This is a genomic window from Actinobacillus ureae ATCC 25976 (assembly GCF_000188255.1).
Taxonomy (GTDB): domain Bacteria; phylum Pseudomonadota; class Gammaproteobacteria; order Enterobacterales; family Pasteurellaceae; genus Actinobacillus; species Actinobacillus ureae.
Map to the genome: position 1 here is coordinate 143,311 of NZ_GL831080.1, position 17,075 is coordinate 160,385.

A 17,075-nucleotide genomic window follows, 5' to 3' on the forward strand; every position below is an offset into this window, starting at 1 on the left:
CAGTTAGAGGCTAGTCCAACTTTTGGGGGGCAGATCAAAGGGATAGCTTTTTTAGTTTGTAATAAGTTTTAGTAGAGCCTTGGTAAAAAACAGTGAGTTTTCATAATGAGTATTATGTCCCGCTTGCGGAATCACTTCGTAAGTGAGCTGATTTTGCTGCGCCATATTTCGGAATTTTTGATCGTACTCGCCGATAAAAAATGTGATTGGTGACGTGGTGGTTTGTTGTAAGCGTTGGGCGTAAGACGGCTGTTTTGCCAAGCTAGTTGCTTCAAGCATCGTGGCGATGGCTAAGCCGCTGTTGTTTTGTCTTTTTTTGATTAAATTTGACCGCTTGTGTTGGTCTAAATTGGCAAAAACGGCTTGTTGGTACCAATCATTTAATACTTCCACCATCGGCTCGTGGCGGAAACGTTCTGCCCATTGATGATCGTTTTGCCAACGTGCTTGGCGTTCCGTATTTGTCGTTAAGCCGATATTCGCCCCTTCAAGAATCGTATGTTTGAGATGAGGATTATTGGCATTGAGCGCATAGTCCAACGCTAAACGTCCACCTAGCGAATAGCCGACCAAATAAAAAGGCTGATTACCGATATATTGCAAAATAGTTTGATGAATGAGTTCTCTGGCGTGAGTAAAGCCGTGGCAGGCGATATGTTCGCTTGTGCCGTGTAAGGGGAGATCAATGGTAAGCAGTCGAATTTGCGGAAAATTTTGCAAGCGGTCTAACACCGCTTGCCAATCTTGTTGTGAACCGAGTAAACCATGCAGAAAAACCACCGGTGTACCCGTTTCACTGTGCCATGTTGCGTGGAGCATTAGGCAATTTCCGCTTGCGAGATTTGTTTGATTAATGATTTGTACAGGTTGCTACCGTCTTGATCATTCACTTTAATTTCAACGATAGTCACGCCTTTACGTCCGTAAGCGAGTTTGAGTTTTGCTTTCAGATCAGCCCAAGTGAACGGGCGGATATATTCAATGCCAAACATGGTTGCAATTGATGCAAATTCGTAGTTATGCGATAAGCGGTAGAATTGTTCTTTGGCTCTCGCCTCCACCGGTAACATATCGAAAATGGCACCGCCGCTATTATTAATCACAAACAAAATGCAAGGGTGATTGATTTTGTTGAGTAAGGCGATAGAGTTCAAATCGTGTAATGCAGAAATATCTCCGAGCACACCGACAGTTGGTTGACCACTACCTTTTGCTACACCCGCCATGGTTGCGATTAAACCGTCAATGCCGCTTGCGCCACGGTTGGTATAAACCGGATAACCTTCAGGTAATTTGCATAGTGCATCGACTAAGCGCACGAAGAGACTGTTACCGATAAATAAATTACCGTTAGTTGCCAATACTTCTTCGATATGATGTGCTAATGAAGCTTCGTTTAGGCTGCCACCGACTTGTTGCTCAATAAAACCGGCACAGAATTGTGAAAGTGCCAGCGGCTCTAATAACCACGGTTTTTGGCGAAGCGGCGGATGTACGCGTAAAAAGTGGTGCGCTTTTGCCACAAAGCGGGTTTGATGATGCGCAAACGGATTGAGGTAATTGCTGTATTCATCCACTTGCCAAAACTCGCCTTTAAATTCTTCAAGGAATTTATTCACCCTTTTACTCACGATTTGGCTACCGAATTGAATCACGATATCCGCTTGTAACAAGCGTTGGTGAACTGTATTGTTCGACAACCAAATATCCGCATACGGTAAACTTGCATCTACACAAGATTGCACATCGGTAAGTAAACACCAACCAAGCGTTTCTGCCCAAGCTTTAATGCCAATACCTTGCTCAACCGGTAATTTACCGACCACAATTACACCACGTTTGGTACGCCAGTAATCCCAATTCTCGTGCATTGACACTTCGCTTTGAATCGTTTGGCTGTTAATCCATTTCGTTTGTGAATTGATTAACCGGCTTTGAATCGGCTTTAACCACGGGTGTGTGCTAATTGCATTTTCGTTCGCTTCATATAACGGCTCGGCAAACGGTGCATTGATATGTACCACACCGCCTTGTTGGCTTTGCGTGACACAGGCTTGCTCGATAGTTGCGACTAACCAGCTTGCGTTATAGTGTTCCGCCGGTTTCGGTAAATTAACGCTCGCAATCGGATAATTAGCAAAAATACCTTGTTGTGGAATCGCTTGATTTGCACCGCAGCCGATTAATTCCGGTGGGCGATCAGCAGAAAGTACGATCAATTTATGATGAGTGAGACTGGCTTCGATAACGGCAGGGTAAAGGTTTGCCACCGCTGTGCCTGATGTGACAATAATCGCTACCGGATCATTGGTCGCTTTAGCAATACCTAAGGCAAAAAAGCCTAATCCACGCTCATCAAAATGGCTGTGGCATTGTGCTTGTTGGTCTTGTTGCAACTGAAGCGCTTCGAGTGTTAAAGGTGTTGAACGTGAACCCGGTGCGATACAGAAGTGTTTCACGCCATAACGTAATAAGGCATTCACAATTACTTTTGCCCAAGAGCGGTTAAAGGTGCTGACTGTCATATCTCTTCTCTGTTCTTAATAACTGGTTGAATTTTCACTAAATGGTAAGATTGTAGCAAAATCTGTAAAAAATAGGTGGAAAATTACCGCTTATATATGCATTTTATTCCATTTTTGTTCCTTTAATTTCATTGTTTTTTGATGTTTTTTCAAGAATTAATGAGAAGTAGTTCACATATTTCTATTTTACTAAATGAAAATTACTCTATTATGGATATAATAAATGGTGTGTTTATTCATAAAGCTTATGAGGTTTGGAGAAATGTTGTCAGATGAGGATATTGTTCGGTGTTATCTCGCAAAAAATACGGAGTTTAAACGTATTGCGGACATCAGTTTGCTTGGTCATTCTTTATTTGATATGTGGAGTGATTGGCAACATGAACTGACGCTTAATGGTTTGTCGGTAGCAAATTTAGGCATTTCCGGTGTGAGTACCCGCCAATACTTGGATGTGATTGCGAAACCGCAACGTATTACTTCATTAGGGCAAAAGGTTTTTCTCTTCTTAGGCGTGAATGATATTGTGAAAGAGCCTGACTATTCTCCAACCCAAGTCATGTATTGGCTATTGCAAATTATTCAGCAAATTCAACAGCTTGCAATGCCAAATACCCGTTATTTCTTGCTGGAAGCCACGCCTGTTCACCATATTCATACGGTCACGAACAGCCAAATTCAGCAGCTTAATGCCTATCTCAGCGAACATTGTCCGGCAAATCTTACTTTTATTAGAACCTTTGACGCATTTGCGGATTCAGATGGAAACCTCAATGCGGCATTCACAACGGACGGTTTGCACTTCAATTTACAGGGCTATGCGATCTTACGCCGCTTATTAGAAGCTTATGTGTAATGTGTGTTGGAAAGCATAACAGACTCAAGGAGTTTATATGTCAAAGTTATCTCGTACGGAAATATTAAATATGATTCGAAACGGTTTAATCGCCTCGTGTCAGCCGGTTGATGACGGCCCGATGGATAGGCCGGACATTGTCGCCGCAATGGCGCAAGCCTCACTTATCGGTGGGGCGGCAGGGTTACGTATTGAAGGGGTAGATAATTTAAAGGCAACGCGTCCGACTGTGACAGCGCCGATCATTGCGATTGTAAAACGTGATTTACCGGATAGCCCGGTACGTATCACGCCGTTTTTACAAGATATTGATGATCTAGCCGCAGCCGGTGCGGATATTGTTGCAGTGGACGGTACGGATCGTATTCGACCGGTCACGATTGAAGCGGCGTTGAAACGTATTCACGAATTAGGTTGTTTGGCAATGGCGGACTGTTCGACCTTGGCAGAAGGGCTATATTGCCAACAACTCGGTTTTGATATTGTCGGTAGCACCATGTCGGGTTATACCGGCGGGGAAGTACCGAATGAACCGGATTATCAGTTAGTTAAAGACTTAAAAGCAGCAGGTTGTTTTGTGATGGCGGAAGGGCGTTATAATACCCCGCAACTGGCAAAAAACGCGATTGAAATTGGCGCAGATTGTGTCACGGTCGGTTCAGCATTGACTCGCCTAGAATATATTGTCGGTTGGTTTGCCGATGCAATCAAAACGGCAAAAGCTTAGGAGGCGTTTATGCGTTGTTTAGCATTAGATATTGGCGGCACTAAGATTGCTTCAGCGTTAGTCAAAAATGGGCTAATTTCCCAACGCCGACAAATCAGTACACCACAACAAGATGCGGCGGAAGCTATGCACCACACTTTAGCGGACATTTTGCAACAATACCAAGGGCAATTTGAGGCGGTTTCGGTGGCTTCGACCGGCATTATCAATAACGGTGTTTTAACTGCATTAAATCCGAAAAATTTAGGTGGGTTAGCTTTTTTTCCGTTGCAAGAAAGTATTGCACGTCATACTGATAAACCGATTTTCTTACTCAATGATGTGCAAGCGGCTGCTTGTGCCGAATATCAACATCAAGATAAACAAGCGGTCGAAAATTTCGTTTTTATTACCGTTTCAACCGGCGTTGGCGGCGGCATTATCCAAAACGGCAAATTGCTAACCCAACCGAATGGCGTAGCAGGACATATCGGGCATACCTTAGCGGATCCGAACGGACCAATCTGTGGCTGTGGTCGCCGAGGGTGTGTGGAAGCGATTGCTTCCGGGCGAGCTATCGAAGCGGTTTCAAGCCAATGGGAGCAACCTTGTACACCGAAACAAGTGTTTGAGCAATTCCGATCCGGCAAAGTACAAGCGGTTGAATTAGTTGAAAAATCTGCAAAAACCATTGCCAATTTAGTGGCGGATTTAACCATTGGTTTGGATACGCAAAAAGTGGTGATCGGCGGGAGTGTCGGCTTGGCAGAAGGTTACTTACCGCTCGTGCAACAATATCTAGCCGAAATGCCGCATTTCTATCATTGTGAATTGGAAGCGGCGAAATATGGCGGCGATGCCGGTTTAATCGGTGCGGCAGCATGGGCGGAACAACATTTTTAATTGAATTGATAAGGAACATAATATGAAAAATTTAACCGGTATTTTTAGTGCGTTACTCGTGGCATTCAACGAGGACGGCTCAATTAATGAGCAAGGCTTACGCCAAATTATTCGTCATAATATCGACAAAATGAAAGTGGACGGTTTATATGTCGGCGGTTCAACCGGCGAAAACTTTATGCTTTCCATCGCAGAGAAAAAGGAAATTTTCCGTATCGCAAAAGACGAAGCGAAAGATCAAATTGCCCTGATTGCTCAAGTGGGTAGCGTGAATTTACAAGAGGCGGTCGAATTAGGTAAATATGCAACCGAATTAGGCTATGACTGTTTATCGGCGGTGACACCGTTCTATTACAAATTTAGTTTTGCCGAAATTAAACATTATTACGACACCATTATTGCGGAAACCGGCAACAATATGATCGTCTATTCGATTCCGTTCTTAACCGGTGTGAATATCGGCGTAGAGCAGTTCGGCGAATTGTATAAAAATCCGAAAATTTTAGGGGTGAAATTTACCGCCGGCGATTTCTACTTATTAGAACGTTTGAAAAAAGCCTATCCGAACCATTTAATTTGGGCGGGTTTTGATGAAATGATGTTACCGGCGGTGGCACTAGGTGTGGACGGCGCAATCGGTTCGACCTTCAACGTGAACGCACCGCGCGCTCGTCAAATTTTTGAATTGACCAAACAAGGTAAATTGGCGGAAGCGTTAGCGGTACAACACGTGACCAATGATTTGATTGAAGGCATTTTAGCGAACGGTTTATATCTCACCATTAAAGAATTACTTAAATTACAAGGTGTAGAAGCCGGTTATTGCCGTGAGCCGATGACCGCCAAAGCAACCGACAAACAACTTGAAGTGGCAAAAGCGCTTTATGCAAAATTTTTATAAAATTTGACCGCTTGTCATATACATATAACAACAATAATTAGGAAATATTATGCGTCTTATCCCATTACAAACCAGTGAGCAAGTGAGCCGTTGGGCTGCTCGTCATATTGTTGAACGAATCAATCAATTTCAGCCGACTGCTGATCATCCTTTTGTGTTAGGTTTACCGACCGGCGGTACGCCGCTACAAACCTATCAGGAATTGATTCGTTTATACCAAGCCGGCGAAGTGAGCTTTCAGCACGTGGTTACGTTTAATATGGACGAATATGTCGGCTTACCTAAGGAACATTCGCAGAGTTACCATACCTTTATGTACCGTAACTTCTTTGATCACATTGATATCCAGCCGCAAAATATCAATATTTTGAACGGCAATACCGAGGATCATGATGAGGAATGTCGCCGTTATGAACAGAAAATTCAGTCATACGGCAAAATTCATCTTTTTATGGGTGGAGTTGGTGTGGACGGTCATATCGCCTTTAACGAACCGGCTTCCTCTTTGCGTTCACGTACTCGGATTAAAACCTTAACCGAAGATACCTTAATCGCTAATTCCCGCTTTTTTGAGAATGATGTTACTAAAGTACCGAAATATGCGCTAACCATTGGGGTAGCAACATTACTTGATGCGGAAGAAGTTATGTTACTGATTACCGGCCATAATAAAGCGTTGGCATTACAGGCTTGTGTGGAAGGGGCGGTAAACCATATGTGGACGGTTAGTGCCCTGCAATTGCATGAACGGGGAATTGTGGTGTGTGATGAACCGGCAACCCAAGAACTCAAAGTCAAAACCGTGAAATATTTCACCCAACTAGAAGCAAATGCAATTCAAAGCGTGTTGTAAGTTTTAAGGTCTGTTACACTATTAACAGACCTTTTCCTTTGGAGAACAAGAATGAAATATGCTTTCGCCAACAGTGTAATTTATACCGCTAAAGATGTGTTATATGGGCACGCAGTGGTTATTGAAAATGACAAAATTCAAGCGATTGTACGTGAAGAACAATTAGAGAACGATATCCAATGTATTGATTTACAAGGGCATAATCTCACCGCCGGTTTTATTGATTTACAGTTAAACGGCTGTGGCGGCGTAATGGTAAACAGTGAACCGACAGTTCACACTTTTGAAATTATGCAGCAAACCAATTTACGTTCCGGCACGACAAGTTATTTGCCGACCTTTATCACTGCGCCTGATGAGGGGATGAAACAAGTAGTTGCGGCGATGCGTGATTATTTGCAGAAATATCAAAACCAAGCGCTCGGCTTGCATTTGGAAGGCCCTTATCTCAGCCTTGAGAAAAAAGGCGTACACCGTGCTGAATATGTGCGTGAAATCAGCCCCGAAATGCAGCAGTTTTTATGTGATAACGCCGATGTGATCACTAAACTTACCTTAGCGGCGGAAAACCCGACCGCAAAAGCGATTCCTGAGTTTGTGAAAAGTGGCATTATTGTGTCTGTTGGGCATTCAAATGCCACTTATGAAGTAGCAAAACAAGCGTTTGCTAACGGTGCAACCTTTGCTACCCATTTACACAATGCAATGTCGCCGATCAGTTCCGGACGTGCAATGGGTGTTGTCGGCGCCGTGTTAGACAGCGATGAGGTTTATACCGGTATTATTGTGGACGGCTTACACGTCGAATTTGGTAATGTCAAAATTGCCAAACGAGCTAAAGGCGACAAACTTTGTATCGTCACCGATGCCACTGCAGCAGCAGGTGCGGATATCGAACAATTTGATTTTGTCGGTACTACGGTGTATGTGCGTGATGGCAAATGCTATGACGCTAACGGCACTTTAGGCGGTGCATCCATTACGATGATCGAATCGGTTAAAAATGCGGTGCAAGAAGTCGGTATTCCGTTAGATGAAACGCTGAGAATGTGTAATTACTATCCGGCGAAAGCGATTGGTGTTGATGATCGTTTAGGTTCGATTGAAGTGGGCAAAGTTGCGAATTTGACCGTTTTTACCAACCGTTTCGAAGTGATTGGTTGTGCAGTCAACGGTGAATGGAACGCTTTTAGCTAAGAATTGAATAGCACAAGCGGTTAAATTTCGAGAAAGTTTTGCAAAAAAACATTGAAATTTAACCGCTTGTTTTATGGATTAGAGTGCTGCAAACGCTTTGTCAGCCGCTGCTAATGTCGCTTGAATATCTTCATCGCTATGTGCAAGAGACATAAAGCCTGCTTCAAATGCACTTGGGGCGAGATACACACCTTGTTCTAACATTAAATGGAAGAAACGGTTGAATTTCGCCGCATCGCATTTCATCACATCTTGGAAATTATTGATTTCCGCTTGTTCGGTAAAGAATAAACCGAACATACCACCGACATATTGTACGGTTAACGGCACGTTATGTTTTGCCGCCAGAGCTTTTAAACCTTCCGTCAATGTTTTGGTTTGTGCGGCAAGTTTCTCTTCATTGCCCGCTTTGGAGAGTTCGGTTAAACAGGCTAAACCGGCAGCCATCGCAATCGGGTTGCCTGAAAGCGTACCTGCTTGATATACAGGCCCTGTCGGTGCAATGTATTCCATAATCTCTTTTTTACCGCCGAATGCACCAACCGGCATACCTCCACCGATAATTTTCCCGAGAGTGGTTAAATCCGGTTTAACATCGTAATAGGTTTGCGCACCGCCTAATGCGACACGGAAACCGGTCATCACTTCATCGATAATAAACACTGCACCGTATTGATCACATAAAGCACGTAAACCTTTTAAGAAATCATTTTTCGGCGGAATACAGTTCATATTGCCAGCAACAGGCTCGACGATTAAACAGGCAATTTCATTCGGATATTGTTCGAAAGCGGTTTTTACCGAATCTAAATCGTTGTAAGTACAAGTGAGCGTGTGCTTCGCAAAATCAGCAGGTACACCTGGGCCGCTTGGCTGACCTAGGGTTAATGCACCGGAACCGGCTTTTACTAATAGCGAATCGGAATGTCCGTGGTAGCAGCCTTCAAATTTGATAATTTTGTCACGACCGGTATAACCGCGTGCTAAACGAATTGCCGACATGGTTGCTTCCGTACCTGAACTAACCATACGGACTAATTCGATAGAAGGGACTAATTTGGTGACCAATTCAGCGAGAGTGATTTCGCTTTCGGTTGGTGCGCCGAAACTTAAACCGTTCGGTACCGCTTTCAATACCGCATCAATAATTGCCGGATGATTATGACCTAATACCATTGGTCCCCAAGAACCGACATAATCAATATATTTATTACCGTCCGAATCGGTAATATATGCACCTTCCGCTTTTTGGATAAATACCGGTGCTCCGCCTACACCTTTAAATGCACGCACCGGTGAATTTACACCACCGGGGATAACTTTCTGAGCTTTTTCAAACAGTTGTTCTGATTTAGACATAAATAATTCCTTAAATTGAAATTCTGAATAGCGTTGAGCGACAAGGTTCTGCTTTACAAAAAATAGTTTAAAAATAACCTCTATGAGTTCCCTTCTGAACGGCCTGAGCGTGTTGAAATTTGTAGGAACATTTTTCTTGAGCGAAGCGAATCTAAAATGTTCCGTTAAACAAATTACAACTAAGTGAAGATAAGCAGTGAAGTAGGGTCGCCTTTCTTTTGGTTACTTTTCTTTGGCGAAGCAAAGAAAAGTAATGGAGAGAATATGTAACTGATTTTCTAAGGTTATGATTAAACCAAATAAAGCAAACTTTATATTTATCCATTTTATAAAAAAAAGCCCAAATAACCTAAAAAAATTTGAGAGTCAGCCCCTTTATGATATTCTGCACACATTTTTGTACATTCGTTTTGAGGGAGTAAACCCTTTATGTGGCTTACTTTTATAGCTGTTTTTATTGTCTCGTTCGCCAGTCTCGTTTTTATGCGCCCTGTGGCAGAAAAAATCGGTTTGGTGGATAAACCTAACTATCGTAAGCGCCACCAAGGGCTTATTCCATTAATCGGTGGAATTGCTTTATTTTTAGGCAATCTCACCTTCTATTTTATGGAATGGCAAGATATGCGATTACCGTGGTTGTATTTAACGGCGGTGACTTCGTTGCTGATTATCGGTGTATTAGACGACCGCCTCGATGTTAGCCCGTTTATTCGTGCGGTTATCCAAGCAACGCTAGCCGGTTTGATGATTTATAACGGGCTTTCGTTAGATAGCTTAGGTCAGGTAATTGCACCATTTAGTATTGAGCTCGGTGTATTGGGTATTATTTTCACCGTGTTAGTGACCATCGGGGTGATTAACGCCTTTAACATGGTGGATGGAATTGACGGCTTATTGGCAGGGCTTTCCAGTGCCAGTTTTGCCGGTATCGGTGTGCTGATGTGGCTGGACGAGCAATACACTTTAGCTTATTGGTGTTTTGCGATTATTGTCGTATTGATTCCGTATGCGCTGTTTAACCTCAGTGTCTTCGGCGCGAAATGGAAAGTGTTTATGGGCGATTCTGGCAGTACTCTGATTGGCTTTACTATTATTTGGATTCTGTTACTCAGCACGCAAGGTCAAGGGCATACGATTAGCCCGATTACCGGTTTATGGCTGATTGCCGTGCCGCTAATTGATATGGTAGCGGTAATTATTCGCCGCTTGAAAAAGGGCAAAAGCCCGTTTCGACCGGACCGCTTACACTTACACCATTTAATGATGCGTGCGGGATTAACTTCGCGCCAAGCATTAGCAGTCATTACTTTTGGTGCGGCAATTTGTTCTACCATCGGCGTGCTAGGTGAATATTACTATTGGAATCAGTGGGTGATGACTATTGGTTTTATTGCGCTGTTCTTTATCTATGCTTACTCAATTACGCATGCCTGGCGTGTTACTCGTTTGATTCGCCGAATGAAACGTAGAGCAAAAAGAAAGCTGAAACTTGAGCAATAATCATAAGGTTTTGTTATGCAACAACAGCAATCAGTTAATTCGGGCGCTTTTTAAAAGATTAGGTAAAAGCGCTATGACGCTTATTTTCACTACCGCCATCGGTGTAGGAGCTGCTTTTAGCTTAACGCAGTTACAAACACCAGTATGGAAATCGGTCGCACAGTTTGATCAGCCGAGAGTATTAGAGCTTGGCAATTACTATGCACTGTATTCGACTTATAGTTTTTTAAACAGCGGTGATAATGTCACTTACCATGTCTTAAAAGACGATAAAAGTGCGCTTTCCTTAGCACCGGCGGTGTCACAAAAAGCGGAAGAACTTGCGGCACAGGCGGCGTATGAGGAATTTAAACGAAATCTTACGTCGGTCGATGTGTTAGTAAATTTCTTAGCGCAAACGGAAACGGTGAAATTAAAGGTTCAGCTTGAAAACAAGCCGATTGCGGTAATGGCACAGCAAATGGCAACCCAGTTTGTGTTTGATAATGCTTCAAAACGTCAACCGGCAGATCGTTTAAGCGTATCGTCAGTCAATCCGGAAGAAGCGCAACAGTTACTGAGCCAATTTATTGCCTTTGCTAATCAGCAGACAAAACAAACCTTAAATGCGGAATTGATTGCGAAATGGAAAATCTTATTTCAACAAGTGAAGACCGCAGCGGAAATTAAATTAGGTGCAACGCAACAAGGCAATCAAATAGCCGCACAAGATTATTGGAACGGTAAATTAGTATTAATGCGTTCGGCACAACCACAGGATGATAAATTGGTGGCATTCCGTTTCGTCAAAGCACCGAATGTTCCGCTTTCACCCCATTCTCCTAATCAATCGCTTTGGTTAATGATTGGCGGATTAAGTGGATTATTATTCGGTATCGTGCTGGTTTCTTTTTCGGGTTTATTGAGCAGAAAGCAAGGTAATGGCGAAACAAATTAATGTGTTAACCGTTTTTGGTACACGTCCTGAAGCGATCAAGATGGCGCCGCTGGCGAAGATGTTGGTGGATGATTCGGCATTTAATGCCAAAGTGTGTGTCACCGGACAACACAGAGAAATGCTGGGTCAGGTATTGGAACTGTTTGAGATTCGACCTGATTTTGATCTGAATGTGATGAAATCCGGACAAGACCTCACCGATATTACCGTGCGAATCTTGCAAGCACTGCAAGCGGTATTTGCAGAGTATCGTCCGGATATTGTGTTGGTGCATGGTGATACCACCACGACATTTGCTACAACATTAGCTTGTTATTATCAGCAAATTCCGGTTGGACACGTTGAAGCAGGGCTTAGAACCGGTAATCTGTATTCGCCGTTTCCGGAAGAGGGCAATCGCCTCTTAACGAGTGTACTTGCTAATTATCATTTTGCGCCAACCCAAGAAGCGAAAGCTAACTTATTACAAGAGCGTAAAACGGAGCAATCTATTTGGGTCACAGGTAATACGGTGATTGATGCGCTGTTAAGTATTTTGCAAAAAATTAGGCATAATCAACCGCTTGCAACGCAATTAGCTGAACGTTACTCGTTCTTGGATCATTCTAAAAAAATGATTTTAGTGACTGGGCATCGCCGAGAAAGTTTCGGGCAAGGTTTTGAGCGTATTTGCCAAGCATTGGTTGAGCTTGCGAATCAGTATCCTGAAGTACAAATTGTTTATCCAGTACATTTAAATCCGAATGTACACGAACCGGTCAGCCGTTTGTTAGCCGGCATTCAGAATATCTTTTTAATTGAGCCGCAAGATTATTTGCCGTTTGTCTATCTAATGGATCGTGCTTATTTGATTTTAACCGATTCCGGCGGCATTCAAGAGGAAGCGCCGGCGTTAGGCAAACCGGTATTGGTGATGCGTGAAACCACCGAACGTCCGGAAGCGATTAAAGCCGGTACGGTACGTTTGGTGGGGACAGATACCCGAAAAATTATTGCGGAAGTAGAACGCTTGTTACAAGACAAGAATGCCTACCAAGCGATGGCGCAAGCGCATAATCCTTATGGGGATGGTCAGGCTTGCCTGCGTATTGTGACCGCAATTAAACAAACTTTCTATTCATAAGCTTTGTGCTATCCACAAAGCTTTTTTACCACCTGTAAGCTATACGGTGGTTTTCGGAAATCAGCAAATGACAATTTTTAATACCATTTCAGTAATTGGCTTAGGTTACATCGGGCTACCTACTGCGGCAGCGTTTGCAACAGCAGGCTGCCGAGTTTTAGGGGTCGATATTAATGCCGATACGGTTAATACCATTAACCAAGGCAAGATTCATATTATTGAACCGGATTTAGACCAAGCGGTACAACAAGCGGTCGAAAAAGGCCTACTTTCTGCAAGTGTTTCGGTTCAACCTGCCGATGCTTTTCTTATTGCCGTTCCTACCCCTTTCCAAAATCATTACCAGCCAGATCTGAGTTATATTGAAGCCGCCGCGCGTGCGATCGCACCGCATTTAACTGCAGGTAATTTAGTTGTTTTAGAATCGACTTCACCGGTTGGCACGACCGAACAATTAGCTCAGTGGTTGAAAGAAATTCGCCCGGATTTGAGCTTCCCGAATGAAGCCGGAGAGGCTGCCGATATTTGTATCGCATATTGTCCGGAACGTGTTTTACCGAGCAAAGTGATGGTGGAACTGTTCCAAAATGATCGCGTGATTGGCGGACTAAGTGCTAAATGCGCACAACAAGCGGTCGATTTATACCAACTTTTTGTAAAGGGTGAATGTATTCAAACTAATGCCCGCACAGCGGAAATGTGTAAATTAACCGAGAATAGCTTCCGTGACGTTAACATCGCTTTTGCCAATGAGTTGTCGATGATTTGCGATAAATTGCAAATCAGTGTTTGGGAATTGATTGAGCTGGCGAATCGTCACCCACGAGTAAATATCTTACAGCCGGGCGCAGGGGTTGGCGGGCATTGCATTGCGGTTGACCCTTGGTTTATCGTCTCGCAAGCACCGGAACAGGCGCGTTTAATTCGCACGGCACGAGAAGTGAATGAAAGCAAACCGCATTGGGTGATTGATAAAGTGAAAACGGCATTAGCGGATTGTGTGACGGAGAAAAATGTTAAACCGAGCGAGGTAAAAATCGCTTGTTTGGGTTTGGCATTTAAATCGGATATTGATGATTTACGTGAAAGCCCAGCGGTAGAAATTACCGAAAATCTTGCAAATTGGCACAGCGGTAAAATATTTGCGGTGGAACCGAATGTCACTTGCTTGCCGGCAAAATTGCAAGGTAAAGTCGAGCTGTTAAGTTTTGAACAAGCGTTGCAGCAGGCGGATATTTTAGTTTTATTGGTCGATCATCAACCGTTTAAAGCGGTTTCGGCCGAAGCAATTCCGCAACGCTGGTTAGTCGATACAAGAGGCGTATGGATAAAATAATGCAGCATGAAATTGCACCGAATCAATGGCTTTCCGAGTTTTTCGGACGAGAGATTTATGAAGTCAAAGTCGCAGCGGAAGATGTGGAACGGATTCATTTGCTGCAGCAACAAGGGTTTCAGTTTGTCGAGGGGGAGCTAGACTTCAGTCTGTCATTGGTAAATTTTTTGCCAAAAACGACCGCTTATCAGCTGGCAACCGAAGCGGATATTGTCTCTCTACAAGCACTATTTGGTACAGCATTTCCCATGAGCCGCTTTCGAGCACCGTGGTTTTCCGCAGAAGAAAATCAACGTTTTTACCAAACTTGGATTAGCAATGCGGTACGAGCGGAATTTGATGACGTTTGCTTAGTATTAAAAACGGCAAGCGGTCAAATTCAGGGCGGAATTAGTATTCGTGTTCGAGATAAGCAGGCGAGAGTCGGTTTACTGGCGGTTGCGCCATTATTTCGCCGCCAAGGCATCGCTAGTCAATTGTTACAGGCGACAATCAGTTGGGCGCAACAGCAAGGTGCGGAAACATTAGCGGTTGCCACTCAAACGAGCAACTTAAACGCTATTCGTTTGTATCAGAAATTAGGCGCTTCGCTCCGGCAGGCAAGCTATTGGTTTTATCTTTAATAACGTGATGAAATATGATTCCATTTAATAAACCGCCGGTCATTGGCAGTGAATTGGCTTATCTACAAAATGCGATTAATAGCGGAAAATTATCCGGTGATAGCTATTATACCAAGCAATGCGAACGCTGGTTTGAACAGCATTTCGGTACACTTAAAGCGTTGTTAACGCCATCATGCACTGCATCACTTGAAATGGCGGCAATTTTGCTGAATATTCAAGCGGGCGATGAAGTGATTATGCCAAGCTACACCTTTGTTTCTACGGCAAATGCGTTTGCGTTGCGTGGGGCAAAAATTATGTTTGTCGATATTCGTCCGGATACGATGAATATTGATGAAACGAAAATTGAGGCGGCGATTACCTCTCGTACAAAAGTCATCGTGCTGGTACATTACGCCGGTGTTGCTTGTGAAATGGATAGCATTATGGCGATTGCGGCTAAACACAATTTATATGTGGTGGAAGACGCAGCGCAAGCCGTGATGGCATGCTATAAAGGTAAACCGCTAGGTACAATCGGGCACTTAGGTTGTTATAGTTTTCACGAAACTAAAAATTACAGCTCAGGCGGCGAAGGCGGGGCGATCTTAATTAATGATACTGAACTGGTAGAGCGTGCGGGGATTGTGCGAGAAAAAGGCACTAATCGCAGCCAATTTTTCCGAGGACAAGTGGATAAATATACGTGGCGTGATATCGGCTCGAGCTTTTTGATGTCCGATTTACAAGCGGCTTATTTAGCTGCGCAACTTGAAGCGGCGGAACAAATCAATCAGCGCCGTTTGAGTATTTGGCAACAGTATTTCGAAGCGTTTTCGCCTTTTGCGGCAGAGCAACGCATTCAGTTACCGCAAGTACCGGCGGAATGTCAGCATAATGCGCATATGTTTTATCTGAAATTTAAAGATTTAACCGAGCGTAGCGCCTTTATCGAATGGATGAAACAAAAGGATATTTTGGCGGTATTCCACTATATTCCGTTGCATTCAAGTCCTGCAGGGCGTCAGTTCGGTATCTTTTGCGGTGAGGATCAATACACCAGTACGGAAAGCGATCGTTTAGTACGTTTACCTTTATTTTATAATATGTCGGAAGCAGAATTACGCCTCGTGATTGAGGCGGTGTTGGAATTTTTTCAGCCATGAAGTCATTAAGTAAAACAACAATTTGGACGGCAGTTTCTACCGTGTTTAAAATTGTCGTCGGATTACTGTTGATTAAGTTATTTGCGTTGCAATTTGGTACGGTGGGCTTAGGTCAAGTTGCTAATTTTATGACTCTAATTACCGTGTTAGGTGTTTTTGCCGGTGCGGGTATTTTTAATGGTGTCACCAAATATGTTGCAGAGTTTGAGCATCAGTCTGATAAGTTAACCGTATTACTCTCAACCGCCAATCGCATTATTGTGTTGTTTTCCGGTGTGTTGGCATTGATTTTGTTTTTATTTGCCGAACAGATCAGCCAATGGCTTTTTTATTCGCAAGATTATCAAAACGTGATTATGGCAACAGCTGTTGCGCAGTTTGGGATTGCCAACAGTAATTATTTTCTGGCGATTTTAAAAGGCTATCGTAACTCAAAGCAAATGCATTGAGCGTGATTATCGGTTTTTTGTTAGGGCTGGTGGTTTTTCTTATCGGCTTATATTGCGGTGGTTATCAAGGGGCGCTAGTCGGTTTGGTGACATTACCGGCACTGATGTTTCTACCAGCACGTTATTTCTTAAGTAGACAGCTACAAGCGGTCAAATTTTGGGGAAATTTTGCATTTTTTGCCGAATATGCAAAGAAGCTACTGAAATTTAGCGTAATGGTTTTTCTAACTGCTGTGACCTTACCGGTTGCTTATGTGTTAATGCGAGATTTATTAGTTGAACATCATTCGTTAGAAGCACTTGGTTTATGGCAAGGCGTAAGTAAGATTTCGGATGCTTATTTGCAGTTTATTACGGCGGTATTTTCGGTTTATTTGTTGCCCGACTTTTGCCAAATTACATGAGAAATCTGCGCTACAGAAAGAGCTGATTAAAGCGCTTAAATTTGTCGGTATTTCTGTTATTTGGACGAGTTTAACCATTTTCACCTTTAAGCATTGGATTATCTTATTGCTTTATACTGAAGATTTTTTGGCAATGGAGCCGTTGTTTATCTGGCAGTTGCTGGGGGATGTCTTTAAAGTAATGGCGTATGTGTTCGGCTATTTGATTGTGGCTAAGGCATCGTTAAAATTATATGCGGCAGCCGAGTTTTTGGC

At 43.3% G+C, this 17,075-nt stretch carries 17 protein-coding genes; 14 read left to right on the plus strand and 3 right to left on the minus strand.

Annotated features, from left to right (window positions below; translation table 11 throughout):
• Positions 1-51: 51 nt before the first annotated feature.
• Together menH and menD are read right to left on the minus strand one after the other, a co-directional pair.
• A complete protein-coding gene (menH, locus tag HMPREF0027_RS00700; RefSeq protein ID WP_005621237.1) occupies positions 52-819 on the minus strand; it encodes a 2-succinyl-6-hydroxy-2,4-cyclohexadiene-1-carboxylate synthase in 768 nt (255 codons plus the stop codon).
• Positions 819-2,525 (minus strand): 2-succinyl-5-enolpyruvyl-6-hydroxy-3-cyclohexene-1-carboxylic-acid synthase, encoded by a 1,707-nt coding sequence (menD, locus tag HMPREF0027_RS00705; protein WP_005621238.1) that lies wholly within the window; start codon positions 2,523-2,525, stop codon positions 819-821. The genes menH and menD overlap by 1 nt, the downstream gene beginning before the upstream one ends.
• A 262-nt stretch (positions 2,526-2,787) precedes the next feature.
• Between menD and HMPREF0027_RS00710 the strand changes: the two genes are divergently transcribed.
• From HMPREF0027_RS00710 to nagA, 6 genes are read left to right on the plus strand one after another with little or no spacing between them, the layout of a single operon-like run.
• Positions 2,788-3,381, plus strand: a complete 594-nt coding sequence (locus HMPREF0027_RS00710; protein WP_044024195.1) for an SGNH/GDSL hydrolase family protein — start codon at positions 2,788-2,790, stop codon at positions 3,379-3,381.
• A gap of 37 nt (positions 3,382-3,418) precedes the next feature.
• On the plus strand, positions 3,419-4,108 hold the full coding sequence (locus HMPREF0027_RS00715) for an N-acetylmannosamine-6-phosphate 2-epimerase (protein WP_005621241.1): 690 nt from the start codon (positions 3,419-3,421) through the stop codon (positions 4,106-4,108).
• A gap of 9 nt (positions 4,109-4,117) precedes the next feature.
• Positions 4,118-4,990: an N-acetylmannosamine kinase gene (locus tag HMPREF0027_RS00720; RefSeq protein WP_005621243.1), complete on the plus strand. Its 873-nt coding sequence runs from the start codon at positions 4,118-4,120 to the stop codon at positions 4,988-4,990.
• A gap of 22 nt (positions 4,991-5,012) precedes the next feature.
• Positions 5,013-5,891 carry an N-acetylneuraminate lyase gene (gene nanA, locus HMPREF0027_RS00725; protein WP_005621244.1) on the plus strand — a complete coding sequence of 293 codons (879 nt, stop codon included), beginning with the start codon at positions 5,013-5,015 and terminating at the stop codon, positions 5,889-5,891.
• Between the two features lie 49 nt (positions 5,892-5,940).
• Complete coding sequence (nagB, locus tag HMPREF0027_RS00730) at positions 5,941-6,744, plus strand: glucosamine-6-phosphate deaminase (RefSeq protein WP_005621246.1); 804 nt, start codon at positions 5,941-5,943, stop codon at positions 6,742-6,744.
• A 51-nt stretch (positions 6,745-6,795) separates the two neighbouring features.
• On the plus strand, positions 6,796-7,941 hold the full coding sequence (nagA, locus tag HMPREF0027_RS00735) for an N-acetylglucosamine-6-phosphate deacetylase (RefSeq protein WP_005621248.1): 1,146 nt from the start codon (positions 6,796-6,798) through the stop codon (positions 7,939-7,941).
• Between the two features lie 78 nt (positions 7,942-8,019).
• On the opposite strand, the gene hemL is transcribed toward nagA, so the two are convergent.
• Positions 8,020-9,300, minus strand: coding sequence for a glutamate-1-semialdehyde 2,1-aminomutase (gene hemL, locus HMPREF0027_RS00740; protein WP_005621250.1), 1,281 nt, complete (start codon positions 9,298-9,300; stop codon positions 8,020-8,022).
• Positions 9,301-9,729: 429 nt separating this feature from the next.
• Here hemL and wecA point away from each other — a divergent pair, with 429 nt between their 5' ends.
• The 8 genes from wecA (at position 9,730) to HMPREF0027_RS12285 (ending at position 16,820) form a co-directional block, all read left to right on the plus strand.
• On the plus strand, positions 9,730-10,800 hold the full coding sequence (gene wecA, locus HMPREF0027_RS00745; protein WP_005621252.1) for a UDP-N-acetylglucosamine--undecaprenyl-phosphate N-acetylglucosaminephosphotransferase: 1,071 nt from the start codon (positions 9,730-9,732) through the stop codon (positions 10,798-10,800).
• A gap of 73 nt (positions 10,801-10,873) precedes the next feature.
• Positions 10,874-11,737, plus strand: a complete 864-nt coding sequence (locus HMPREF0027_RS00750) for a transporter (protein ID WP_044024196.1) — start codon at positions 10,874-10,876, stop codon at positions 11,735-11,737.
• Positions 11,721-12,860, plus strand: a complete 1,140-nt coding sequence (gene wecB, locus HMPREF0027_RS00755) for a non-hydrolyzing UDP-N-acetylglucosamine 2-epimerase (RefSeq protein WP_005621256.1) — start codon at positions 11,721-11,723, stop codon at positions 12,858-12,860. The genes HMPREF0027_RS00750 and wecB overlap by 17 nt, the downstream gene beginning before the upstream one ends.
• Positions 12,861-12,927: 67 nt before the next feature.
• Complete coding sequence (gene wecC / locus HMPREF0027_RS00760) at positions 12,928-14,196, plus strand: UDP-N-acetyl-D-mannosamine dehydrogenase (RefSeq protein WP_044024197.1); 1,269 nt, start codon at positions 12,928-12,930, stop codon at positions 14,194-14,196.
• On the plus strand, positions 14,196-14,819 hold the full coding sequence (rffC, locus tag HMPREF0027_RS00765; protein ID WP_005621259.1) for a dTDP-4-amino-4,6-dideoxy-D-galactose acyltransferase: 624 nt from the start codon (positions 14,196-14,198) through the stop codon (positions 14,817-14,819). Before wecC ends, rffC begins: the two co-directional genes overlap by 1 nt.
• Before the next feature lie 14 nt (positions 14,820-14,833).
• On the plus strand, positions 14,834-15,967 hold the full coding sequence (gene rffA / locus HMPREF0027_RS00770; protein ID WP_005621261.1) for a dTDP-4-amino-4,6-dideoxygalactose transaminase: 1,134 nt from the start codon (positions 14,834-14,836) through the stop codon (positions 15,965-15,967).
• Positions 15,964-16,416: an MATE family efflux transporter gene (locus HMPREF0027_RS12280; RefSeq protein WP_005621262.1), complete on the plus strand. Its 453-nt coding sequence runs from the start codon at positions 15,964-15,966 to the stop codon at positions 16,414-16,416. Before rffA ends, HMPREF0027_RS12280 begins: the two co-directional genes overlap by 4 nt.
• 2 nt (positions 16,417-16,418) lie before the next feature.
• Complete coding sequence (locus HMPREF0027_RS12285; RefSeq protein ID WP_244261822.1) at positions 16,419-16,820, plus strand: MATE family efflux transporter; 402 nt, start codon at positions 16,419-16,421, stop codon at positions 16,818-16,820.
• Positions 16,821-17,075: the final 255 nt, after the last annotated feature.